The 24569-nt window shown below is 51.3% G+C and carries 19 protein-coding genes; 1 reads left to right on the plus strand and 18 read right to left on the minus strand.

The features are described 5' to 3' along the window. Nucleotides 1-2: 2 nt before the first annotated feature. The 9 genes from radC to V3C10_12420 all read right to left on the minus strand — a co-directional run bounded on the left by radC (nucleotide 3) and on the right by V3C10_12420 (nucleotide 14889). Nucleotides 3-695: a DNA repair protein RadC gene (gene radC, locus V3C10_12380; GenBank protein WVP60119.1), complete on the minus strand. Its 693-nt coding sequence runs from the start codon at nucleotides 693-695 to the stop codon at nucleotides 3-5. Between the two features lie 118 nt (nucleotides 696-813). After that, a complete protein-coding gene (locus V3C10_12385; protein WVP60120.1) occupies nucleotides 814-1068 on the minus strand; it encodes a DUF4321 domain-containing protein in 255 nt (84 codons plus the stop codon). Between the two features lie 937 nt (nucleotides 1069-2005). Continuing rightward, nucleotides 2006-3286 carry a methionine gamma-lyase family protein gene (locus V3C10_12390; GenBank protein WVP60121.1) on the minus strand — a complete coding sequence of 427 codons (1281 nt, stop codon included), beginning with the start codon at nucleotides 3284-3286 and terminating at the stop codon, nucleotides 2006-2008. Between the two features lie 20 nt (nucleotides 3287-3306). Further along, the gene (gene miaA, locus V3C10_12395; GenBank protein ID WVP60122.1) at nucleotides 3307-4311 is read right to left on the minus strand and encodes a tRNA (adenosine(37)-N6)-dimethylallyltransferase MiaA; all 1005 of its coding nucleotides are present in this window, start codon (nucleotides 4309-4311) and stop codon (nucleotides 3307-3309) included. A 145-nt stretch (nucleotides 4312-4456) separates the two neighbouring features. After that, complete coding sequence (mutL, locus tag V3C10_12400) at nucleotides 4457-6592, minus strand: DNA mismatch repair endonuclease MutL (protein WVP60123.1); 2136 nt, start codon at nucleotides 6590-6592, stop codon at nucleotides 4457-4459. A gap of 37 nt (nucleotides 6593-6629) precedes the next feature. Beyond that, complete coding sequence (gene mutS / locus V3C10_12405) at nucleotides 6630-9275, minus strand: DNA mismatch repair protein MutS (protein ID WVP64620.1); 2646 nt, start codon at nucleotides 9273-9275, stop codon at nucleotides 6630-6632. Between the two features lie 36 nt (nucleotides 9276-9311). Next, nucleotides 9312-10619: a L,D-transpeptidase family protein gene (locus V3C10_12410; protein ID WVP60124.1), complete on the minus strand. Its 1308-nt coding sequence runs from the start codon at nucleotides 10617-10619 to the stop codon at nucleotides 9312-9314. Nucleotides 10620-10633: 14 nt separating this feature from the next. Further along, on the minus strand, nucleotides 10634-12136 hold the full coding sequence (gene miaB / locus V3C10_12415; GenBank protein ID WVP60125.1) for a tRNA (N6-isopentenyl adenosine(37)-C2)-methylthiotransferase MiaB: 1503 nt from the start codon (nucleotides 12134-12136) through the stop codon (nucleotides 10634-10636). Between the two features lie 242 nt (nucleotides 12137-12378). Beyond that, the gene (locus V3C10_12420) at nucleotides 12379-14889 is read right to left on the minus strand and encodes a heavy metal translocating P-type ATPase (GenBank protein WVP60126.1); all 2511 of its coding nucleotides are present in this window, start codon (nucleotides 14887-14889) and stop codon (nucleotides 12379-12381) included. A gap of 239 nt (nucleotides 14890-15128) precedes the next feature. Between V3C10_12420 and V3C10_12425 the strand changes: the two genes are divergently transcribed. Next, nucleotides 15129-15254 (plus strand): hypothetical protein, encoded by a 126-nt coding sequence (locus V3C10_12425; protein WVP60127.1) that lies wholly within the window; start codon nucleotides 15129-15131, stop codon nucleotides 15252-15254. Nucleotides 15255-16064: 810 nt separating this feature from the next. Here the strand turns inward: V3C10_12425 and V3C10_12430 are convergent. From V3C10_12430 to V3C10_12470, 9 genes are all read right to left on the minus strand, one after another. Continuing rightward, nucleotides 16065-17306, minus strand: coding sequence for a glutamate-5-semialdehyde dehydrogenase (locus V3C10_12430; protein WVP60128.1), 1242 nt, complete (start codon nucleotides 17304-17306; stop codon nucleotides 16065-16067). Nucleotide 17307: 1 nt separating this feature from the next. After that, complete coding sequence (locus V3C10_12435; protein WVP60129.1) at nucleotides 17308-17883, minus strand: 5-formyltetrahydrofolate cyclo-ligase; 576 nt, start codon at nucleotides 17881-17883, stop codon at nucleotides 17308-17310. Further along, nucleotides 17855-18082 (minus strand): DUF896 domain-containing protein, encoded by a 228-nt coding sequence (locus tag V3C10_12440; protein WVP60130.1) that lies wholly within the window; start codon nucleotides 18080-18082, stop codon nucleotides 17855-17857. Before V3C10_12440 ends, V3C10_12435 begins: the two co-directional genes overlap by 29 nt. 90 nt (nucleotides 18083-18172) lie before the next feature. Beyond that, nucleotides 18173-19018, minus strand: coding sequence for a glutamate 5-kinase (proB, locus tag V3C10_12445; protein WVP60131.1), 846 nt, complete (start codon nucleotides 19016-19018; stop codon nucleotides 18173-18175). 227 nt (nucleotides 19019-19245) lie between these two features. Next, nucleotides 19246-20871 carry an FAD-dependent oxidoreductase gene (locus V3C10_12450; GenBank protein ID WVP60132.1) on the minus strand — a complete coding sequence of 542 codons (1626 nt, stop codon included), beginning with the start codon at nucleotides 20869-20871 and terminating at the stop codon, nucleotides 19246-19248. A gap of 2 nt (nucleotides 20872-20873) precedes the next feature. Continuing rightward, nucleotides 20874-22103: an NAD(P)/FAD-dependent oxidoreductase gene (locus V3C10_12455; GenBank protein WVP60133.1), complete on the minus strand. Its 1230-nt coding sequence runs from the start codon at nucleotides 22101-22103 to the stop codon at nucleotides 20874-20876. Between the two features lie 111 nt (nucleotides 22104-22214). Continuing rightward, nucleotides 22215-22595, minus strand: coding sequence for a hypothetical protein (locus V3C10_12460; protein WVP60134.1), 381 nt, complete (start codon nucleotides 22593-22595; stop codon nucleotides 22215-22217). Between the two features lie 585 nt (nucleotides 22596-23180). Next, nucleotides 23181-23786, minus strand: a complete 606-nt coding sequence (locus tag V3C10_12465; protein WVP60135.1) for a Fic family protein — start codon at nucleotides 23784-23786, stop codon at nucleotides 23181-23183. 25 nt (nucleotides 23787-23811) lie between these two features. Then, the gene (locus V3C10_12470) at nucleotides 23812-24561 is read right to left on the minus strand and encodes a GNAT family N-acetyltransferase (GenBank protein WVP60136.1); all 750 of its coding nucleotides are present in this window, start codon (nucleotides 24559-24561) and stop codon (nucleotides 23812-23814) included. Nucleotides 24562-24569 lie beyond the last annotated feature (8 nt).

Here is a 24569-nt window from a genome sequence, read left to right on the forward strand (position 1 = left end):
AGCTATATAATTCCCCGTTCTTTAAAACTGAAATAAGAATTATCTCCAATGATAATGTGATCCAGAAGCCGGATTCCGAGAAGCGCCCCCGCCTCCTTCACCTGCGCAGTCAGTTTCCTGTCTTCGCTGCTGGGAGTGGGGTCTCCGCTGGGATGGTTGTGAACCAGTATAATATGGACTGCATGGTGACGCAGCGCCTCTATAAACATCTCTCTGGGGGAAGCAACCGACATGTTGACAGTGCCCCGGAATATCAGTGAATCCTTAATCAGTACATTTTTCGTATTCAGCATCATCAGATGCAGTTCTTCCTGTTCCATATGGCGCATATCTTCCATATAGAAGCCGGAAATGGCGGACGGTTCGGTGAAAACGACCGCTTCTTCGGTGACCAGTGTCTTCCAGATACGCCTGGACAGTTCACCGATACAAAGTAATTCGATTCCTTTGACCTTGCCGATTCCCCTGACGGCCATAAGCTCGGGGAGAGACAGGTGGAGAAGTCCCAGGATTCCGCCCGGATAATTGATATCCAGTATTCTCCTGGCCAGCTCCAGGGAAGTCTCCCCTCTGGCGCCGGTTCTCAAAATAACGGCCAGTAATTCCGCATCGGTAAGGCCTTCCGGTCCCGATGCCAGGCACTTTTCATAAGGTCTGTCCGAATTGGGCAGTTCTTTCATTGTAAGTCTTTCCATATATCCTCCCAACCGTGCCTCTCCAAGTACAGTTTAAGGATAACGGCAGCGAAAAGTACGCTCCGCGGACTTCCCATTGCCGGTCAACCGGAGGATCCGGTCTGCCGGATTCCCATAATCAGACCAGACGATATGTAATCACTGCAATAATCACGCCGACAATGCTTGCCATCGTGATTCTGATTGTCAGGCCGAACGTGATGACAAGAATCCCGAAATTGAGGACAACCGGTTCGGTCAGCCCGAATGTCTCACCGAAATTCAGCCATGTCAGCCACGGAATACCGGAAGCCAGGTTCCCGATAAAACCGCCAAGCACAATTCCCGTCAGCAAAAACAACAGCAGGATCCAGAAGTTTTTTGCTCTGCTCATATCTGTTCGTTCTCTCCCTTATATCACGGTTAGCAACTATTCACATAAATGGATAATTGAACCGATTCTTCTTATTGTAGCATAAACCGGCCGGCCTGTATACATTGGGATGACCAGTTTTTTATTAAAGATTTATTAATGGAATTGAAAAATTTTGGCGCGGAGGGGGTGGATGGACGGGGAGTGATAGGTGGTTGAGGGCTTCAGTCCGCGGGGAGATTGTTGTGAACGGGGAATACGGGCAGAAAGCAATTCCTCCGGGAAACGCTTGCGCTCGGTGGAGTGCATTACAGTACTAAGGCGTCTGAAATACGCCGCCTAAGTGCTGATGGACTCCAAGGTTCCCTGCGGAATTGCTTTCTCCCGTATTCCCCCCACTACTGCGTCGAACGGACTGAAACCCGCGTAGACTATGCCCGTCCATCCACCTCGCCTTCCACTATGATGCCGCCTTTTTCAAGGGAAAAGCCCCCCTGTCGTCACCACTAATCGCCTCTAATCAGCCAAAATATTTTATTTTTACTCTTCTAAATAGATTTGTTATTAAGGCGCTCTTCTGAACGATAGGGACGGAAGTCCCTATTCCTTAATTATAGACAAGTAGTGGCCGCTCCAATACCTCTCCTCTGAAAAGAATAAGAACAGTCAGCGGCGGCAGGCCGTTTTGGGGTGGCGGTAACTGCGGCGTCTTCAGTCCCGGCCAAAATCTTCCCGGTGGGGAAGGAGGGAGAAAAAGATTCCGTAGGGAACCTGGGAGTTCATTGATACTTACCGAGGTCTTTTCGAGGTTAGTATCACTATGTACTCCAAAGAGCGCAAGCGTTTCCCGCAGGAACTTTTTCTCCCTCCTTCCCCACCTGCGACAACCTACAGCCCGGGACTGAAGACTCATACACTCCCTCTCACCACCCAAATCCCGGCCACCCCATCCGCGTTCTTATTTTTCAACAATCCCCGCCTCGGTCAGTTTTTGAAGAGACATAAGGATCCCAAGTTTCGCATGATACCAGGTCAGTCCGCCCTGGAAAAATACGGAATACGGCGGCTTAATCGGCCCGTCGGCAGACAGCTCGATGGAGGAACCCTGGATGAACGCTCCGGCTGCCATGATGACGGGGGAATCGTAGCCGGGCATGTCCCAAGGCTCCGGCGTCACGTAGCTGTCTACGGGGGCAGCGGCCTGGATTCCCTGGCAGAACGCGATGACTCCCTCGGGTTTTCCGAAGGTTACGGCCTGGATGATGTCATGGCGGGATTCCGTTCCATTTGGAACAACGGGAAAGCCCAGCTTTTCATAGATATTGGCGGCAAAAACTGCTCCCTTTAGTGCGCCGGCCACTACGGTCGGAGCCAGGAAAAGTCCCTGGAAAAGAGACTGGTTGACGCCCAGGCTGGCGCCGACTTCTCTTCCAAGGCCCGGTGAGCCGAGACGGTAGGCCGCCTTTTCAATGCACTCCCTGGTACCGGCAATATAGCCGCCGATGGGGGCAAGGCCGCCGCCCGGATTTTTGATCAGGGAACCGACTACCATATCGGCGCCCACATCGCTGGGCTCAATTCGCTCTACAAACTCTCCGTAACAGTTATCCACCATGCAGATGAGATCCGGCTTGATACCTTTGACAAAGGCAATCAGTTCTCCGATTCTCTTGACTGAGAGCGTCGGCCTTGTGGCGTAGCCCTTCGACCGCTGAATCGTTACAAGTTTCGTCTTTTCACCGATGGCGGATCTGATTCCGTCGAAATCAAAACTTCCGTCGGGAAGGAGATCCACCTGGCGGTAAGTAATTCCATATTCCTTCAGGGAGCCGTTCGACGGCCGGATGCCGATTACTTCCTCAAGTGTGTCGTAGGGCTTTCCAACCGGCGATAAAAGTTCATCGCCCGGACGCAGGTTGCCCGCAAGAGCCGTGTAGAGGGCATGGGTCCCGCAGGTGATCTGGGGACGCACCAGGGCGTCTTCCGTGTGGAAAATATCGGCGTAAACCTGTTCCAGCGTCTCTCTTCCCAAATCGTTGTAGCCATATCCCGTCGTACCGGCAAAATGGATGTCGCTGACCCTGTTCTTCTGCATTGCGGCGATTACTTTTAACTGGTTATATTCCGCGTTTCGGTCTATCTCCTCAAAGCGCTCTTTCAGTGAGGCCTCAACCTCGTTCCCGAAATCAAGTACTTTCCGGCTGATTCCAAGACCTTCATACATCTCTTCTAATTGCATTGTCCTGTTCCTTTTTCCTTTCACTGCATGTCTTCTGTCCTGTTTGCTGCATTATTTTCATAACATGCATTCTGTGTATTATCCCGTCCCGTTTCCAGACGGAACTCGGATATGATATGATCAAGCACTCTCTCCCTGTCGTTGTCAAAGTCGGGCAGGTTCAGCCACCGTACGCCGCGTTCCCGTTTAAACCAGGTGAGCTGGCGTTTGGCAAAATGGCGCGTGTCGCGTTTCAGGATGTAAACCGCCTCCTCCAGGCTGCAGTTCCCATCCAGATAATCGAGGATTTCCTTATAACCGAGCCCCTGCATCGAAACCATCTGTTTTGTCAAACCCATGGCCTTCAGGAATTTCACTTCCTCCACGAGGCCATTTTCCATCATTTGGTCCACCCGGCGGTCGATACGCTCATAGAGCACGCTTCGGTCGGTATTGACAACATAGTAGAAAAACTGGTAGGGGGATTCTTTTCCCCGTTCTTCCTCATTATGGGCAGATATTTTTTCACCAGTCTGCCGGTGAAATTCCAGGGCGCGGATCACTCTTTTTATATTGTTTTCGTGAATAGCGGCCGCCGATTCCGGATCGGCCTGTTTAAGCATCGCATGGAGAACGGCCGGGCCCTTTTCGCGGGCAAGGGCCTCCATCTCTTCCCTGAAGGAGCCATCCTCCTCGGTTTCCGTGAAATCGATATCATACAGAAGGGCCTGGATGTAAAATCCCGTTCCTCCGGCAATAATCGGCACGGCACCCCGTGAATCGATTTCTTCCAGCGCCTCCTTCGCTCTTTTCTGGAAGGTCACCACATTGAATTCTTCGGAAGGCTCCAGGATATCGATCAGGTGATGGGGAACTCCACGCATTTCCTCTTTCGTGACCTTCGCGGAGCCGATATCCATATGGCGGTAGACCTGCATGGAATCAGCGCTGATAATCTCTCCGCCTATCCGCTCAGCGAGACGGACGGACAGGGCGGTCTTTCCCACGGCCGTAGGGCCTGTAATAATGATTAACGGTTTCTTCATATGATAGTTTTCCTGTATATGCGGTAGTTTTATTGTTTTGTTGATAGGAAACGGATCCCTTCAAACTCTGTCTGTTCCGGAAGGGGTTCACGGTAACGCCCCATCAGGTTGACATAATTAAATTATGTCAACCTGATGGCAACTTCTAAACGATGCGCTTAAATTTCTTTTCCAGTTCATATTTACTCATGGTAATGATGGTCGGTCTGCCATGGGGGCAGGCGTACGGATTTTCCAGCTCCAGCAGTTCGTCAATCAGTTTGTCGGCTTCCATGGCAGACATTGCGTGGTTGCCCTTGACCGCCGCCTTGCATGACATGGAGGCAATCTTTTCATTGATAATATCGGGCGTGCCCAGGTCGGCTCCGTCGGTCAGGCCGTCTATCATCTCCATCAGCAGCTCTCTTTTTGCAATGGAAAAAAGATTGGCGGGAACCGCCCTCACCGCATACTCTTTGCCGCCGAAATGCTCAATCTCAAATCCGACCGATGTGAAATGATCCATGTATTTCTTAAGCATCAGCTCCTCGTTTCCGGACAGGGTCAGGATAATCGGAGGATTAATTAACTGTGAAGTGTACTCACGCTTTTTCAGTGAGGCGATTGTCTTTTCGTAGAGAACCTTCTCGTGGGCCGCATGCTGATCAATGATGTAGAGGTTGTCATGAAACTGCACAAGCCAGTAAGTGTCGAAGAGCTGGCCGATCAGGATGTGCTCGGAGCGGGCCTGCTTTGTGAGCAGCTTTTCTTCGAATAAATCAAGCTGCTTCGGCACGGCCTGAGACGAGGTGTCTGCCGCCGTCTCTGTTTCAGGGCACAAATCGGAGAGTGAATCCGATCGGGTATTCGGTTCCGGCTCAATCTTCTGCTCTGGTCCGATACTGCGTTCCGGTTCTTTCTCTGTATCCGGCTTTTCGGCGGAGAATGAGAGCGGCGCGGCCGTCCGTCCCGAATAGGGGGCGGCTTCATCTGCAATCACGGGTGTCCTTACGGAGAGCAGATCCCTGATATCCCTTCCGGTCAGACCGGAGGAACCAAAGGAACCAGAGGGCCTGCCGCCCGCTTCCGGCGCGGCCTGTGCACTTGCTGCTGCGGCTTCGAGGGAGCTTGTCAGATCCGAGGCTGCCGCCGATTGAATCAGGGATTCCGCCTGCATTCTGCGTTTTTCAAAGGGTTCGGGCCGGTTCTCCCTGATGATAACGGGTTTGAGTCCTCTGGATGAAGAGTCCTGGTTCTCTGCATTCTTTCCGCCAGGCGGATTTACACCGGGCAGTTCCACCTGCGGAATCAGTTCCTTTTGTGACAGCGCCATTGAGATGGTATGGTACACCATCTTATAGACCATCTCCCCATCCCTGAAACGCAGCTCCATCTTGGCCGGATGGACGTTGACATCCAGAAATTCCGGCTCAATCGTAAACTGGAGCATGGTAAAAGGGTATTTGTGCTGCATCATAAAGGGCTTGTAGGCATCCTCTATCGCCTTGTTGATAAGGCTGCTTTTGATATATCTGCCATTGATAAAATAGTTTTCATAATTGCGGTTGCCCCTGGCAATCAGGGGTTTCCCGATATAACCTTCCACCTTAACCGGATCCGCCCCCGACTCCACCGGAAGCAGGTTTGCCGCAATCTCACGGCCGAATATCGTGTAAACAATATCCTTCAGGTTATGGTTGCCGGAGGTATGGAGCTTGCTCTGTCCGTTCTGGATGAGCCTGATGGAAATCTCGGGATGGGACAGGGCGATTTTCTCCACCAGATCGGCCACATGGGCGCCCTCCGTCATCGGGGGTTTCAGGAATTTTCTCCTGGCTGGCGTGTTGTAGAAGAGGTTTCTTGCTATGAAGGTGGTGCCCTCCGGCGCACCCACCTCTTCCAGGGAAATTTCTTCTCCGCCCTCTATCTGATATCTGGATCCGGACATGCTCCCCGTCGTCTTTGTAATGAGTTCCACCTGGGCTACGGAGGCAATGCTTGAAAGAGCCTCACCACGGAACCCTAAGGAGGCTACGGTAAATAAATCCTCAACCGTCCTGATTTTACTCGTCGCGTGACGCAGGAACGCGAGCGGAATCTGCTCTTTTGGAATTCCACAGCCATTGTCCGTAACGCGGATCATGGAAAGGCCGCCGTCGCGTATCTCAACGGTGACCGCCGTCGCTTTGGCATCGACGGCATTCTCAAGAAGTTCTTTTACAACGGAGGCAGGGCGTTCGATCACCTCTCCGGCCGCTATCTGGTTAATCGTATTCTGATCCAATACTTGAATGTTTGCCATCGTTTCGCCTCCTTATACGAATCCTTAATGATGATGATTACTGCTTGCTGCTCCATCTGTTTCTCAGGCGTGACTGCATTTTGTCGAGGGTGGTCAGAGCATCGATGGGAGACATTTTGTTAATCTCAAGTTCCATCAGCTCCCTGATGATGTCATCCTCACTCACCGTATCAAAGATAGACATCTGAAGCAGATCCACCTCATCCGGCTTGGTCAGCTTTTTCCTGACCGCGATTCCACAGCCGTTCTCGGCTATTTCCTTGGCACGGGCCGTGATGTCGGCGTCGCTCAGCTCTTCCACCAGTTCTTTGGCCCGCTCGATGACCGGATCCGGCACACCCGCCAGCTTGGCGACCTGGATGCCGTAGCTCTTGTCCGCCCCGCCTTTTACAATCTTTCTGAGAAAAACGATATCATCCCCCTGCTCCTTGACGGCGATGCAGTAGTTGTTGACTCCGCTCATCGTGCCTTCCAGCTCCGTCAGTTCATGGTAATGGGTGGCAAACAGGGTTTTGGCGCCCAGAATCTTGGTGTTGCTGATATATTCCACGACGGCCCAGGCAATGGAAAGGCCGTCAAAGGTGCTCGTTCCGCGCCCGATCTCATCCAGGATGAGAAGGCTGTTCCTGGTCGCATTCCGTAAAATGTTTGCGACCTCGGTCATCTCCACCATGAAGGTACTCTGGCCCGACGCCAGATCATCGGATGCTCCGACTCTTGTGAAAATTCTGTCGCAGAGACCGATATCGGCCTCATCGGCCGGAACAAAACTGCCGATCTGCGCCATCAGCGTGATCAGGGCCGTCTGTCTCATATAGGTGGATTTACCGGCCATGTTAGGTCCCGTGATGATGGAAACACGGTTTTTCCCGTTGTCCAGATATGTGTCGTTGGCCACGAACATGCCGCCCGACATCATCTGCTCCACCACCGGGTGGCGTCCGTTTTTAATGTGAATAATCCCCTTCTCATTGATTGCCGGCTTTACATAATTGTTTCTCACCGCCACTACGGAGAGGGAGGCCAGGACATCGGTAAGGGCGACGGCATGGGCCGTCTGCTGGATTCTCTTTACTTCCCCGGCAACGCCGTCTCTGACCTGGCAGAACAGTTCATATTCGAGGGAGTAAAGCTTGTCCTCCGCCCCCATAATCACGTCTTCCAGTTCTTTTAAACGGTCCGTTGTGTACCGCTCCGCATTGGTGAGCGTCTGTTTTCTGATAAAATAATCGGGGACCTGTTCCTTGAAGGAGTTGGTGACTTCAAAATAATAGCCGAAAACTTTATTGTATTTGATCTTCAGGTTTTTAATGCCCGTCTTTTCTTTTTCCGTCTGTTCCAGTTCGGCCAGCCACGTTTTTCCCTCCGTCTTTGCATGGCGCAGACGGTCCGCCTCCTCATGGAAGCCGTCCTTTATGATGCCGCCGTCCCGGACCGATATGGGCGGATCATCGACGATTGCGTCGTCAATCAGCTTTTTCAAATCTTCCAGTGGATCGAGCTGCTCTTCTACCTCCTTCAGCATCTCTGCGCTGAATTCCTTCAGGATGTGTTTGATATGCGGCAGCATTTCAAGGGAATTTCGAAAGGAAATCAGGTCGCGTGGGTTGGCTGTTTTATAACTGATACGCCCTAAGAGCCGTTCCAGATCATAGATTGGATTCAGATATTCGCAGATTTCCTCCCTGGAAATATAGTTCATATTCAGCTCTTCAATCGCGTTCTGGCGTTTCAGGATTTCATCTTTATTGATTAGCGGCTGTTCCACGAAGGAGCGGAGCATTCTGGCTCCCATAGCCGTTTTCGTCTTATCTAATACCCAGAGCAGGGTTCCCCTCTTCTGTTTTTCGCGCAGGGTCTCGATCAGCTCCAGATTGCGTCTTGTGGAAGTGTCGAGCATCATAAACTGCCCAGTCGTATAAGGGGTGATTCTCGTCAGGTGATCCAGCGAATTCTTTTGTGTCTCATAGAGATACTGGAGCACGGCCCCCGCTGCGATGGTGCCCGTCTCGTAGTCGTTCAGGCCAAGGCCTTCCAGGTGCTCTACATGAAAATGATCCTGCAGAAGTTTTCTGCAGAATTCATCAGAAAAGAACCGATTATCCAGATCCGAAACAACGACGCGCAGTCTGTTTTTCAAATCATCTAAATCGATTCCCGACATGTAAAATGCTTCATTGCATATAATTTCAGAAGGCGAAAATTTGTAAATCTCATCGATCAGGTTCCGCTCCGATTTGACCTCGGTCACCAGATAATCGCCGGTGCTGACATCGGCTACAGAAATTCCGAATACGCCGTCGGTGTACACAATGCCCATCAGATAATTGTTCTTCGACTCTTCAAGAGCCTGGGAATTGGTGATGGTGCCCGGCGTAACGACGCGGATTACTTCCCTCTTTACAAGCCCCTTTGCGGTTTTCGGATCCTCTACCTGTTCTCCGATTGCCACCTTATAGCCCTTTTGGACGAGCTTGCTCAAATAACCTTCAAGTGCGTGATAAGGAACGCCACACATAGGTGCGCGTTCCTCAAGTCCACAGTCTTTTCCAGTTAGTGTAATTTCCAGTTCCCGGGATGCCGTTAAGGCATCCTCAAAGAACATCTCATAGAAATCTCCGAGTCTGTAAAAAAGAATACAGTCGGGATATTGTTTTTTAGTCTCCAGATACTGGGTCATCATTGGTGAAAGCTGTGTCACGTTTTAACCTCTCTTCTCTTATCTTACAACAAGCGGATCTGTCGGATCCCATGTCTGCTCAAAGGAAAGCGGGACCAGTTCCGGAACGTCGAACGGTGATGCCACATTCGGGTCCTCGTAGATTGTAACCGCTGTACCAAGTGCACAGTTATCGTAAATCCATTTAGAGTTTTCTGCGGTTAACCGCACGCAGCCGAGAGATCTCGTAACACCCAGGCCGTTGTAGCCAACCGTCATCAGATCGTAGATATCCGGCGTCTCATAGGTGATGGAGTGTAACAGGAAGCCCTGTGTGATTCTCGTTGCATACTGTGTGTATGTATCATTTACCATCAGTCTCCAGCGGTATTTCTCAGGAGTGTAGAATGTTCCGATCGGTGTATCGTCACCTACGGATGTCAGCATCGCCTTCACCGGAATGATATATCCGTTGTTTCCGTCTTTTGCATAGACGGTCAGGCAGTTGAGGGTCTTGTTGACCTTCAGAAGATAGCTGCTCTGCTTTCCAATCAGCGGTTCCACATTCTGCACAAGGCGGCCGTATGAGTCAAAGTAGAACTTGTAACCGTCTACATACTGCCATCCCGTCAAAGCGCGTCCGTCTACAAAATAGTAGCGGGCATGGTCGTTGGATACCCAGCCGTTGTAGTTTGTTCCATCCTCATTCACCAGAGTGGTCGCATTCTCGGCGAGAACGAGACGGCTTGAAAGGGGCGTCACATAACGCATGGCATCGCTTACAGGTCCCTGGGCTCCCTTCGGCACAAGCATTACCTCAATGCCGAGAAGTTTTTCACCGATATCGCTTGTACCGGCTACCTGGCCGTTCATGGCCCAGCCCATCTTGCCCTGGCCGGATGAGGTGGCGCAGTAATAAACATCGTACATACGCTCTGCATCGCCTGTCAGCTGAATCTGGAATGCCTCGACATAGTTGCCGTCTCCCGGAACGCCTGTCAGGCCTCCGTCGTGGTACCACCACAGGAAACCGCCTGTATTCGTGTAGGCGCGGTAGGATACTCCGCCGATTCCATCGAAGTTTTTAAGATCCATGGAGAAGGCTGTAATATCACCCGATGATTCAAAGGTATAGTTTACTGCCACATGAAGAGAGGTATCCTCCACCGCCGGCTGTTCTGTGCCGGCCTGCTGCTGATGTCCTGCGGCTGTAGTGCCGCCCGGTCCGAAACCGGCATTGCCCGTGTTGCCCGCTGATGCCGATGGAGCGCCGGTTTCACTTGCAGGTCCCGCATATGCCGTAAAGCTTCCGCCGGCGAGCATAAATGCCGACATGGCAACTGCAAGACCTTTATAGTGCTTTTTCATAGAAAATTTCCTCCTTATTTATCCTTAAGAGTGTCCTGGGGGCCGTGATGCAGGCTGCCCATATAATAAAATCCTTTGGACTGCTCAAGGTATACATTAACAATCTTTCCAATCAGATCCCTGCTTCCGGGGAAGTGGACGATCGTATTGTTGGAAAGCCGCCCGGTGAGATAACCTTCTTCGTGATCATCCGGCTCTTCCACCAGGACCTCCTGAACCGTGTGAAGTTCCCGGCCGCATACCTGGGCCGAAATCTCCTGGACTTCCTTCAGAAGGCGGTCAAACCGGTTCTTCACCGTTTCCTCCGGGACCTGTTCTTCCATCGCCGCGGCCGGAGTGCCGGTGCGCTTGGAATAGATAAAGGTGAATGCGCTGTCATAACGCACGGTTCTCACCACATCCAGAGTCTCTAAAAAGTCTTCCTCCGTCTCTCCCGGGAAACCGACGATGATGTCCGTGGTCAGGGAGATATCCGGGATGGCTGTCCTGATCTTCTCAGCCAGTGTGAGGTACTGCTCTTTCGTGTACTTCCGGTTCATCAGATTCAGGATACGGCTGCTTCCCGACTGAAGGGGAAGGTGCAGATGACGGCAGATTTTCTTCGAATCCTTCATCACCTCAATCAGCTCGTCCGACAAATCCTTTGGATGGGACGTCATAAAGCGGATTCTCTGGAGGCCCTCAATCTGTTCCACCCTCTTAAGCAGTTCGGCAAAGGTGATGGGCTGTTCCAGATTCTTGCCATAGGAGTTGACGTTCTGCCCGAGAAGCATAATCTCTACGACTCCGGTTTGTACCAGAGACTCGATCTCGCGGATGATGTCTTCCGGATTTCTGCTGCGCTCCCGCCCCCTGACATAGGGGACAATACAGTAGCTGCAAAAGTTGTTGCAGCCGAACATGATATTGACTCCCGATTTAAACGGGTATTTCCGCTCGGCCGGAAGATCTTCCACAATCCGTTCGGTGTCCTTCCAGATGTCTATCACCATCTTCTTCCCGTCAATTCTTTCGGAAAGAAGCTCCGCAAGCTTGTAAATGTTGTGCGTGCCGAAAATAATGTCGACGAAACGGTAGCTCTTCTTAAGCTTCTCCACAACTTCAGGTTCCTGCATCATGCAGCCGCAGAGGCTGATCATCATGTGCGGATTCTTTTTCTTCAGGCTGTGAAGGTAACCCAGACGGCCGTAAACGCGCTGGTTGGCGTTCTCACGGACCGTACATGTATTGTAAAGAACAAAATCGGATTCTTCACCCGTCCCTTCCACAAATCCCGCTTCCAAAAGAATTCCCATCAGTTTTTCCGAATCGTGTGCATTCATCTGGCAGCCGAATGTGGAGATAAAGCAGGTCATCGGCCTTCCGAGCTCTTCACTCTTCTTCGTGACCCACTGTCTGCACCTGGCGATAAAATACTGCTGTCTGGCCGGCTCCGTCTCCGGAGGCAGACAGGAAAGGTCGATATTTTCGTAATCTATTGAAGTCATAAAATATGTAGTTCTCCTTGTGTCTTCCATCGTTTTCATACATTAGTTAATATTACTATAATGCAGTCAAATGATCAAGTGCATTTCTTTTACGAATTTGCTCCCAATCTTACTTTTTCACTACAATTTTCCCACTTCAGGGGTATTTTTACAGGAAAATGAGGAAGCGTCTGCCACCACAGGGGAAAAATGACAGAAATGGCAAGCTTGAAAAGCCAAAACCCTGCCGGACGTTTTGCACGCCCGGCAGGGTTCCATCAGGAACGTTACCGTCAGCGGATGGATACCACCTTGTAATCCTGATCCTCCACCGTCTTTTTAAGCACATCATCCTCCACCGGGGCGCTCAGTGTCACAACCGCAGTGCCTGCCTCATGGCTGACCACTGCTTCCGTAACCTCGGGAAGACCTTCCAGGCATTTCTTTACCCTTGCCTCACAGTGTCCGCACATCATTCCTTCAATTGTCATCGTCTTTTCCATCATTTTTTCTTCCTTTCTTTTTACCTTTATTTTTCTGTCCCTTCCGGCATCGTAAAGTTTAAAAAAGTTAAGCCTCAGGGCGTTTGTCACCACGCAGAAACTGGATAAGCTCATGGCCGCCGCTCCAAACATAGGGTTCAGTTTCCAGCCGAACAGCGGGTACCACAGCCCGGCGGCCAGCGGTATGCCGACCGCGTTATAAAAGAATGCCCAGAACAGGTTCTCATGGATATTTTTAAGAGTAGCCCGGCTTAAACGGATCGCTGCCGGGACATCGCTCAGACGGCTCTTCATCAGGACCACGTCGGCCGCGTCGATGGCAATATCCGTACCTGCCCCGATAGCGATTCCGATGTCTGCCCTCGTCAGGGCAGGCGCGTCGTTAATCCCGTCGCCTACCATGGCCACCTTCCCCTTCTTCTTCAGGGAACGGATTACACTCTCTTTTCCGTCGGGAAGCACGCCTGCGATTACCTCGTCAACCCCCGCCTGCCGGCCGACCGCCCTGGCGGTTCTCTCATTGTCACCGGTCAGCATTACCACATGGATTCCCATGTTCTGCAGTTCCTTTACAGCCTGCGGGCTGTCTTCCTTGACTGTATCGGCTACGGCGATAATTCCAATCAGTTTACCGTCTTTACTGAAGAATAGAGGCGTTTTTCCCTCTTCCGCCAGACGCTCGGACGCTGTCTTCATCTCGTTTGTCACTTCACACTGGGTGCTGATAAAGGAAAAATTTCCGCCTGCTAAAGATGCGCCGTTAAGGACCGCGGATAGGCCGTTGCCCGGGAGCGCCTGAAAATCCGTGACTTCTCCGGCTTCCATTCCCTCTTCCTCCGCCCTTAGAAGGACTGCCCTGGCAAGAGGATGCTCACTCTTCTTTTCCAGCGCAAAAGCGGATTTAAGAAGATCGGTTTCCGTGGTCCCGGATGCCGGAACCACATCCGTCACCCTGGGTTCCCCGCTTGTGATCGTACCGGTCTTATCAAGAGCCACAATCTCCGTCTTCCCGGTCTCCTCCAGAGAAACGGCTGTCTTAAACATGATTCCGTGCTTTGCTCCCATGCCGTTGCCCACCATGATTGCAACCGGAGTCGCGAGGCCGAGGGCGCATGGACAGCTTATTACCAGCACGGAGATTCCTCTCGCCAGTGCAAATCCGACGGTCTGCCCCGCAATCAGCCAGCCTACAATCGTGACGGCCGAGATGGCAATCACGGCCGGGACAAAGACGCCCGATACCTTGTCGGCAACCTTTGCGATCGGCGCTTTTGTGGCGGCCGCATCGCTGACCATCTGGATAATCTGGGATAACGTGGTATCCTCTCCAACCCTGGATGCCTGGCATTTCATAAAGCCGGACTGGTTTACCGTGGCGGCCGACACCTGATCACCGGCATTCTTATCGACCGGGATACTCTCGCCGGTCAGCGCCGACTCGTTGACCGCGCTGCTGCCCTCCAGGACAATTCCGTCCACCGGGATATTCTCACCGGGCCGTACCACGAAGATATCGTCTTTTTTAACCTGTTCGATGGAAACCTCCGTCTCCACGCCGTTCACCAGGATGGTTGCCGTCTTCGGAGCCAGCTTCATCAGGCTCTTTAAGGCGTCCGTGGTCTTTCCCTTGGAGCGGGCCTCCAGCATCTTGCCTACCGTAATCAGGGTCAGGATCATGGCGGCGGATTCAAAATAGAATTCATGCATATAGGCCATCACGCCGTCCATATCACCGGCCGCCTGCGCTCCGGTCATGGCAAACAGCGCATAGAGACTGTACACAAAGGATGCCCCCGAGCCCAAAGCCACCAGGGTATCCATGTTGGGAGCCCTGTGTATCAGCCCTTTGAATCCGCTGATGAAGAATTTCTGGTTAATTACCATGACGATGGCCGTCAGCACAAGCTGTAAAAGCCCCATCGCAACATGGTTGTTTTCAAAAAACGCCGGAACCGGCCAGTTCCACATCATGTGTCCCATGGAAAAATACATGAGCACAATCAAAAATCCCAATGAGTAATAAAGCCGCCGTTTCAAAACCGGAGTCTCCCGATCCTTTAACGCATCACCGGGAGCTGCCGCCGGGGCATTTTGAACCGCCGCTGATTTAGCCGCCGCCCCGTATCCTGCCGCCTCGACCGCCGCTATGATTTCCTGCTGTGAAGCGCTTCCCTCCACTCCCATGGAATTAGTCAGCAGACTGACCGAACAGGACTCCACTCCCGGTACCTTCGACACTGCCTTTTCCACTCGGGCGCTGCAGGCCGCACAGCTCATTCCTGTCACTTCATATTGTTCCATTTATACGGTCTCCTTTCTGTGTTCTCTGATCTCTGCACGAGCAGCAGAAATAATGGACGATTTCTTTTGAATATGGTATTATACCCGTATAGGGTATCTGGCTTATATTTGAATTATATACCCTATTAGGGTATATTGCAAGGGTTTTTTTGGGAATCTATGAAAATAATGGGTGGGGATTTAATTGAGATGCGAGGACGCCTCTGTAGGATGGTGGACGGGGGAGTGGGAGGTTGTTTATGAGTCTTCAGTCCCGGTTTGTAGGTTGTGGTGAGGGGGAATCCAGGAGAAAAGATTCCTACGGGGACCCGCTCCCGCTTGTGGAGCGCACAGCGGATGCTAAGACGTCAAAGAACGCCGTCTAAGCACCGGCGGGCTCCAATGTCCCCTTCGGAATTTTTTCTCCTTCCTTCCCCAGGCAGGTTGTCGACGGGACTGAAGACTCAGGGAAGGTGTTGCCCCGTCCGCCGGCTTCAGGGGCTGATTGTCTCTTTCGTCAAGTGCGGATGAAAGGTATTGCCGCATCCACTACATCATTATTAGATTTTAATCGATTCAATATCTTCAAAGTTACCGCTTTATGCATCATTTCAGGATAAATATATAGCTCAATCTATATCGGAATCTATAACTATATCTAAGCATATATTAAATCCATATTTTGACATAGAAACTCTCTTCCAAGACCAGAAAAGGAAGGGATTCTCCCGGCTTTCGAAAACATAGTGGCCGCAACAATACCCTCCCCCTTGAAGGAATAGAACAAATCAGCGGCCGCAGGCCGGAGTTCAGGATGGCGAAAACCTTCCGCGTCTTCAGTCCCGGGCCATAACCTCCCTGTGGGGAATCCGGGAGAAAAAGATTCCGCAGGGAACCTGGGAGTTCATCGGCACTTACCGAGGTATTTCACGAGGTTAGTGTCCGCTATGTACTCCAAAGAGCGGGGGCGTTTCCCGGAGGAACTTTTTCTGCCCGGATTCCCCACCCGCGACAACCTGAAAACCGGGACTGAAGACTCACAACCTCCCTCTCCCCATCCCGAACCCCGACCGTACCGGCGGCGTTCTCCTTCCTCAAAACCCCGCATTTAAAATGGCTATACCACGTTATCCATGATATAGCCCTAATCCTTCGTTTTTGGTTCCGTGCTGGTCCCGCAGCCTAATTTCAGCCGCTTATGGCCGAACCTGCCCGTTTCCGTAAATAATATATTTCGTGGTAGTCAATTCCTTAAGCCCCATCGGCCCTCTTGCATGAAGTTTCTGCGTACTAATCCCGATTTCCGCTCCAAAGCCGAACTCGAAACCGTCGGTAAACCGTGTGGACGCGTTGACATAGACCGCAGCGGCATCGACGCCCTCCAGGAATTTTCTGGAACTGTCGTAGTCTTTTGTGATGATGGCCTCGGAATGGCCGGTGTTATACCGGTTAATGTGGTCTATGGCCTCTTCCACCGAACCGACCTGTTTTACGGAAAGTATGTAATCGAGGTATTCCGTTCCCCAGTCTTCCTCGGCCGCGGCTTTAAATTCAGGCACAATGGAAAGTGATTCGTGATCTGCGCGGATTTCCACCTGTTTTTCATCAAGGCGTTTCTTCAGCAAAGGCAGGAATTCACCGGCAATGTTCCGATGCACCAGCAGTGATTCGCAGGAGTTGCAGACGCTGATTCTCTGGGTCTTGGCATTGAATATAATATCGAGCGCCATATCAAAATCAGCGGTTTCATCCACATAGATATGGCAGTTCCCTGTCCCTGTTTCGATGACCGGCACGGTGCTGTTCTCAACAACGGTGCGGATCAACCCGGCCCCGCCGCGTGGAATCAGTACGTCAATGTAGCCGTTCATACGCATAAACCGCTTTGTGACCTCGCGGTCCGTATCGGTGATTAACTGCACACAGTCCTCGGGAAGCCCGCAGTTGTTAAGTCCTTCTCTCAGCCATTTCACAATCGCTTTGTTCGATTCCAGGGCATCGCTGCCGCCCTTCAGGATCACGGCGTTGCCGGATTTGAAACAGAGGGCGAAGGCATCCACGGTGACATTGGGCCTGGCCTCGTAAATCATGCCAATAACCCCCATCGGTACACGCTTCTGCCCTATCAAAAGGCCGTTGGGACGTTCCTTCATTCCCAGGACTTCGCCTACGGGATCGTCCAGGCTAATTACCTGGTTCACGCCCTCAATGATGGCCTCGATCCGTTCATGGGTGAGCGTCAGGCGATCGATCATTCCCGGGTTCATTCCGGCCTCGCGGGCCCTTTCTATGTCCTTACCGTTGGCTAAAAGGATTTCCTCTTCGCCTTTCAGAAGAGCTTCTGCAGCCGCTTTAAGCCCCTCATTCTTTTTTATGGAACCGAGGAGGGCCAGCTTTCTGGAGGCGTCCTTTGCGCGTTTGCCGATTAGTTCGAGCATATTAATCATCCTTTCTTTTCAGGCTCTTTTGAGGCGTGATAATCCGATCCATCAGAATATCGTATTGATCGACGGCAATCGCCTCCGTCATCTGGAAATCATAGCAGATGGCAATCTTCTCATGCTGTGGTTCCTTTTCAAAAAAGCGGTCGTAGTAGCCTGCGCCGTAACCGGTTCGCTCAAAGCGTTCGGAGAATGCAACTCCCGGTACGATGACCGGCACATTCTGTTCGGCAGCCAGTTTACAGCTCTTTTTTGGTTCCGGGATCCCGAAACAGCCAGGTTCGAGATCTTCATAACGGTCGATGTAATAAAAATCCATCTCCTTGCCCTTTACTCTCGGAACAGCCACTTTGATCCCTTGCTCCAGGTAGGAGCGGATCAGGGATTCGGTCCCCGTCTCCCCGCGTACGCTGACATAGCAGTATACGGTACCGAACTGCTTTTCCAGTTCAAGTTCCTTTATTTTCTCACAGATTGCATTGTCCCACTCTGCCATCTCTTCCGTGGTCAGGTGTTTTCTGAGTTCCAGTACCTTTTTCCTAAGGTCAGCTTTGGATGTCACTGATATTCCCATATTTTTTCCCCAGATCGGTAATTGTACCGTCTTCCTCCTTAATTGATATACTGTTTAAGGTTCCGCGCATGTTTTTACGAATTGTCTCGATATATTCTTTGCGCAGGGCAGCCTGTTCATTTTTCTCCTCTTCCGTGAGGCCGGTTGCCTGGCTCTTGTGGTAGAGTGCGTTGATGCGGTCGATTTTTTCCTGGTCCATATTGTACGCTCCTGTGTCATAATTCAGATATTGGTATCCCACCGGAATCTTGCGTTTCGCCATGTAGATCCCGGCTGTTCTTTTCCCCGCTCAGCTTTCGCTGTCCAGGTATGTATTCAAATCAAAGTCTTTGTTCTCATGGGCGGCAAAGAGGGTGCCGCATTCTTTGCCCTCCAGAATCTCATAGATTGCGTTCAGATCGTTTGCATTGGCAATCAGCATATCCGAACCGCTTCCCGTGGCAATCTGCGCCGCCGCCAGTTTGGCCGACATACCGCCCGTGCCCACACTGCTTGCAGAACCCTTGCCCATGGCTTTCAGTTCCGGCGTCAGCTCTTTGACAAACGGGATGAATTCGGCATCCGGATTTTTATTGGGATCGTCGGTGTACAGGCCGTCGATGTCCGACATGAGTATCAGGACATCGGCCTCCACCAGGGCGGCCACGATGGCCGAAAGCCTGTCGTTGTCACCGAACTGGATCTCATCGGTCGCAACCGTATCGTTTTCATTGACTATGGGGATGGCACCAAGTTTTAAAAGTTCATTAAACGTATTGTGGGCGTTAAAGCGCGACTGCTCATTCGTCACCGTATTTTTCGTCATCAAAATCTGTGCGGCGGTCTGGTTGTACTCTGCAAACAGCTTCTGGTAAACCATCATCAGCCTGGCCTGCCCCACCGCGGCAAACGCCTGCTTCTCTTCCAGAAGGCGGGGACGTTCATTAAAGCCGAGGGCCTGGCGGCCGGCGGCGATGGCCCCGGAGGATACGAGAATCACTTCCCGGCCCTCTCCACGCAGATCGCTGAGTACCCGCACCAGCTGTTCGATCTTTCTCAGGTTTAAATCCCCTGTCTCCGGATGGGTCAGGGAGGACGAACCTATTTTAATCACAATTCTTTTTTTTTGTTTTAAGGCAGCTCTTTCCTCTGTCATATCAATTCCTCTTTTCCCGCAGCATTGTGCACCATTTTTTGTTGAACCGTAATCCATTTTCTTGATCCATTTTCTGCAAGTTTACCTCATTTACAAAATTACGTCAAGAACCAAGAGTTCCGCTGGCGGAACTCTTGCGCTGCCGCGCGGTTGCTTCTGCAACCATTTACCTCTGCGCGGCATGTGCATCCTGCCCGGAGGGCTTTTTATATCATAGCAGCACTTTCCTATGATATAAAAACGGAGGAAAATCTGGAAACGATTGTTTCCGCCGCCCTGAGGCCGTCCATCGCGGCCGAGGTGATGCCTCCGGCATATCCCGCTCCCTCTCCGCACGGATAGAGTCCCCTGACACGGCTTTCCAGGCCCTCGTCCCTGGGGATGCGGACCGGTGATGAGGTGCGGCTTTCAATGCCTGCCAGAATCGCGTCGTCCCGGTCAAAGCCCGATATGATGCGTCCGAAACTGTTTATCCCTTCTATCAGGGCGTCCGACAGCGGCTCAGGCATCACATCGCGGAGATTTGCAAAGGAATAGCCGCCCTTAAAGGCGGGTTCTACATCGCCAAAGGCGTCCGACACGGCGCCCTTCTTAAAGTCTTTGTAAAGCTGGATCGGAATTTTACCGTTTCCCGCGCGGTATGCCGCCTCCTCCAGGTTCCTCTGGAACGACACGCCTCCCAGAGGCTCATTGTCCGGAAAATCCTCCGGCGTCACCGTGACGATGAGGGCGCTGTTTGCATTTTTTCCGGCCCGGTCGTGGTTGCTCATGCCGTTGACGGCGAGTCTGCCTTCCTCCGACGACGCATTGACGACAAAGCCTCCCGGACACATGCAGAAGGAATACACGCCGCGGCCCGACGAGGTCTGCTTTGTCAGCTTGTAGCTGGCGGCTCCCAGGGAGCCGGGATTTTCCATTCCGTACTGTGAAAGGTTAATCTGGCTCTGGGGATGCTGAATCCTGAGTCCCACCGCAAATGCTTTTGCCTGCAGATCCAGTTCTTTTCCCGCCAGCATGGCGAAGGTGTCGCGGGCGCTGTGCCCGATGGCAAGGACTACGGCCTGCGCCGGGATGATTTCTTCCTTAAATGAGCCATCCTCCTGTCTCTGTGATGCGGTGATGGAGGTAAGCTGCCCGTTTTCATCGGTAAAATCGGTCATCTTACAGTTGAAACGTATTTCTCCGCCCAGGCGGATGATTTCCTGCCTGATATTTTTCACGACAAGGCTCAGGACATCCGTGCCGACGTGAGGTTTATTCACATAAGTAATAGAAGGATCCGCGCCTGCTTCAGCGAGGATTTCCAGCACCTTTTTATTTCTGCCCGACGGGTCTTTTACCAGGGTATTCAGTTTTCCGTCTGAAAATGTCCCGGCGCCGCCCTCACCGAACTGGACGTTGGACTCGGGATTTAAAGCTCCGCCCGCCCAGAACCCGTTTACTCTTTTCGCACGGGAGTCGACGTCCTCTCCGCGTTCCAGAATCAGAGGCGCAAATCCGGCCCTTGCAAGCATCAGGCCGCAGAACATACCGGCCGGACCGAATCCGATAATGACGGGCCGTTCCTTAAGCGGTTCTTCCCCATGCTTCGGGAAACAGTACGCCTTTTCCTTATCGAAAAGCACATTTACGTTTTTCGCATTTTTAATGACGGCGCTCTCCTTGCCGGAGACGGCGGCATTCAGCGAATATATGTACAGCAGTTCATTTTTCTTTCTGGCGTCCAGGGACTGTCTGACCGGAGTGAGGGAAAGAATTTTATCCTCCGGGATCCGCATCATCCTGGCTGCTTTTTTCTTAAGGTCCGCCTCCGTGTGATTGACAGGCAGTTTTAACTGGTTAATACGAATCATGTTTACAGTCCTGCGTGAGTCCCGGCGATTGCTCCGGTGCTCCACGCCCATTGCAGATTGTATCCTCCGCAGATACCATCCACATCCAATAGTTCTCCTATCAGATACAGGCCTTTCTTTTTATTAGATTCCATCGTCTCGGGATCAATCCCGCATACATCCACTCCGCCGCAGCAGATCTGGGCATTCTCAAAGGGATTGGCAGCCGTAATTTCCGTGCGGAACTCCTTGATTATGCCGGTCAGCCGCCCTATCTCCTCCTCAGTCAGAAGTTTCACCGGCCTCTGCGGCTCGATTCCTGCCAGCTTGATAAACAGCGCAGAGAGCTTTTTATGGAACCAGCCCGTAAAAAATTCCTCCATTGTCTTATGGGCGCAGCTTAAGCTCCGCTCTCTTATCATTTTGCGGGTTTTTTCGTACGTCTCCTCCGGATAAAAATCCAGGACCCCGGTGACTTTTTTGCCCTGGTCGAGAGCCCTTGACGCAAAACGGCTGACCTGGAACACAGGGATGCCTGAAATTCCGTAATCGGTCAGTTGAAGCTCCCCCTGATCCCTTGCCATCTCTTTTCCGTTACAGAAAAGGGCGACGGAAGCCTCCGTCCGGACCCCGGAGATCTGTTTGTAGAACTTCTCCCGGCAGCGCAGCTGTACGAGGGCGGGAAGGGGTTTTATGACACGGTGTCCAAACTGCTCTGCAAGTTTGTATCCGCTCCCGTCGGAACCAGTGCCCGGCGCCGCCTTCGAGCCGGTGGCGAGAATCAGGGAGTCGGAAGAAAATTTGCCCTTTGAGGCAGTAACTTCAAACCTCTTTCCTCCCTGTTCCCTGTAAGAAATTTTCTCGATTTGGCACTCTGTAATGACATGCACGCTGCGGTGGATAAGCTCCGAACGGAGTGCGTCGAGAACAGAGGCCGCCTGTCCGGAATTCGGGTACAGGTATCCATTTTTATCTTTAGGGACAATGCCGAGATCACGGAAGAAACAGAGAGTTTCCTCCACGGTGAAACGGCTGATTACATTCATCGGGAAATCGGATTTCCCGCTTCTGAAGCAATTTTCATCCATTACACGGTTTGACAGGTTACATTTCCCATTCCCTGTGGAAAGAATCTTTTTGCCAACGCGGTCCGTGTGTTCTAACAGAGTCACGTCCGCGCCCTGTCTGGCGGCAAATATGGCCGCCGTCATGCCGGAAGCCCCGGCTCCGATGATGATAACCTGTTTTTTCATAATCCTTTTACTCCTGTCTTGTAACAATTTAGAGCTTCCCGGTTTCCGTTTTTAAGTGTGCGTTTAAGACAGAATTTTGTTACTGTGCACGGCGTGGACAGTAACCGATTTTTAGCTGCTGTACGATTCCAGATAACTGAACACATCCATCATGGATGTAAACCAGATGCCCTCCATCAGTTTTTCCTGCTCCTCCAGCGGGAATTCGGCAAGCGGCATATGGGTGTCCAGGCATACATTGTTACGGTCCTTAGCAAAGACAAGGAGAAAACCTTCCTCTGCCACCAGACAGTAGTTCTTTGCTTCTTCCCTGGTTTCTACCTGGCGCTGATTGATTACCACATTATCCTCCGGCGCAGACTCCGATTCCAGAATCTGTCCCGGTATCGGCTGTGCGTGCTCCGGCCGGTAGAAATAAATATAGGCTCCCGTTAGAATGGATGCAGCTAAAAATACTGCTAATAGAAAAAAGCAGACATAATACTTTTTCATGGAATTCCTCCTTAAGTATTATTAGTATCTGCCTTTTTCTGTTATCTTAAACACGAAATGGGGGTGAAAAATGAGGACTGAGGGAGGGGATGGCGGGCGGGGAGTGGGTGGGATGGGTCTTCGGTCCTGTTTGGGGTGACTGCGCATGGGAATCCGGGCAGAAAAAGTTCCTTCGGGAAACGCTTACGATCGGTAGAGTGCATAACAGGTTACTGTTCACTTCGTGCCCAGTAACACGCTGCGCGATGCACAGAAACGGCAAAAAACGCCGTTTCGCGCCGCAACCCTCGGGTTTTCTGTGACTTTCGCTGCGCTTCACTCACAAAAAACGCCTTGCGGAATACTACTGTGAACAGCAGCCATAACAGTACTAAGGCGTCATAATACGCCGCCTAAGTGCTGATGGACTCCAAGGTTCCCTGCGGAATCTTTTTCTCCCTGATTCCCCCACTACTCTTTCGCCCGGACCGAAGACGCGAAATTTAATGCCCACCCGCCATCGGCCGCTGCCTCTAGGATGTTCTCATTTTTGGGGAAGGCCCCGAAGGGAAGTTGCCTCTGCGGTGCCTCGTTTGGTTTTATATTTTACAGTTCTTCTGCTTTGTATACAAAGTAGCCCTCGTAATAATAGCTGTGATCGATTCCTTTCATGTAAAGTTCTCTGTCGCTTACCCTGTCTGTCAGGGCCTGATTGAGGAGATGTTTTATTTCAATGTCTTTTATGGGGCTTCTCTCCATGGCGAGAAGATAGTCGTCTTTGTCTATCTTGCTCCAGTCTATGACCAGGTTTAACTCTTTTTTCAGCATCTGATCCAACCATATTCTTGTGCTTCGGCCATTGCCTTCCCGGAATGGATGTACCACATTCATTTCTACGTATTTTTCGATTATTTCATCGAAGGTAGACTGCGGCATTTTCTCTACGTTTTCTATTGCAGCCTGCAGGTACATAACCGGGGCAAACCGGAAGGTGCCTTTGGCGATGTTAACATCCCGTACTTTTCCTGCAAATCCATAGATATCTTCAAATAGATGCCGATGAATTTCAGCGAGCGCATTATAGGTTCCTGCTTGTAATCTGTCTAAAAGGCCGCTTTCGAATAATTCCACGGCTTTTTTCTTGCTGAGTTTTTCTTCCGCTCTTGCAAGTTCTGTAGAATCACTGATGCCCAATTTGTTTTCAAGTGTCATATGGTTTACCTTTCTGAATCCGGGCTCATTTTTTTAGAATTCTCTTCAAATAGGAAAGATCCAGCAGATTTACGGTTTCGAATTTTCCCTTATAAAATACGGCCCAGTTATTAAATACGCAGGGCAGTTCTTTGGCTTTTTTGAGTGTATCTACCTGGATTAAGGATACAGGGACATCGTTTGTTTCACAATACTCTTTTACCATGTCAATGGTCCGGCCGACAAAGGGGCATTGCATATCGTAATAGATTGTCAGCTCCCTGTTTTCGATTCCCCCGTTTTTGACATTAGGGCCGAAGGCCGGGGTGGTTCCGTCAAATGAAAGGGCGAGCAGTTCGTATCCGTCCTCGGTTGTATCGACCACTTTAAAACCGTACTTTTTCACAAAGGACTGATCGGAGAGCCAGGATTTCTGCTTTTTGGAACCGAGCATGCAGACACCGGATTTCCCTTTTGCCCTGGCGTCGGACAGACAATATTCCATCAGCTCTTTTCCATATCCTTTCCCCTTATAATCTCCTAAAACCCACAGGCAATACAGGTAATAATAACGCTCCCCTACAATCGGGACCCAGGCGGTTTCAAGAGGGGCATATTCAATAAAAACCGTAGCCTTCGCATTCAGCTTCCGGAAGACATGGCCTTCGTTAAGCCGCTCCCGAAGCCACTGCCGCTTCGCCTCAACACCCGGATGCGGCTTTTTACTGCGGATAATGCAGCACAAATGCTCATCGGCAAGATTTTCCGCCGTCAAATTCACAAATTCGTTATCCATATCTTCTC

Source organism: [Clostridium] symbiosum (genome assembly GCA_036419695.1).
Taxonomy (GTDB): domain Bacteria; phylum Bacillota; class Clostridia; order Lachnospirales; family Lachnospiraceae; genus Otoolea; species Otoolea symbiosa_A.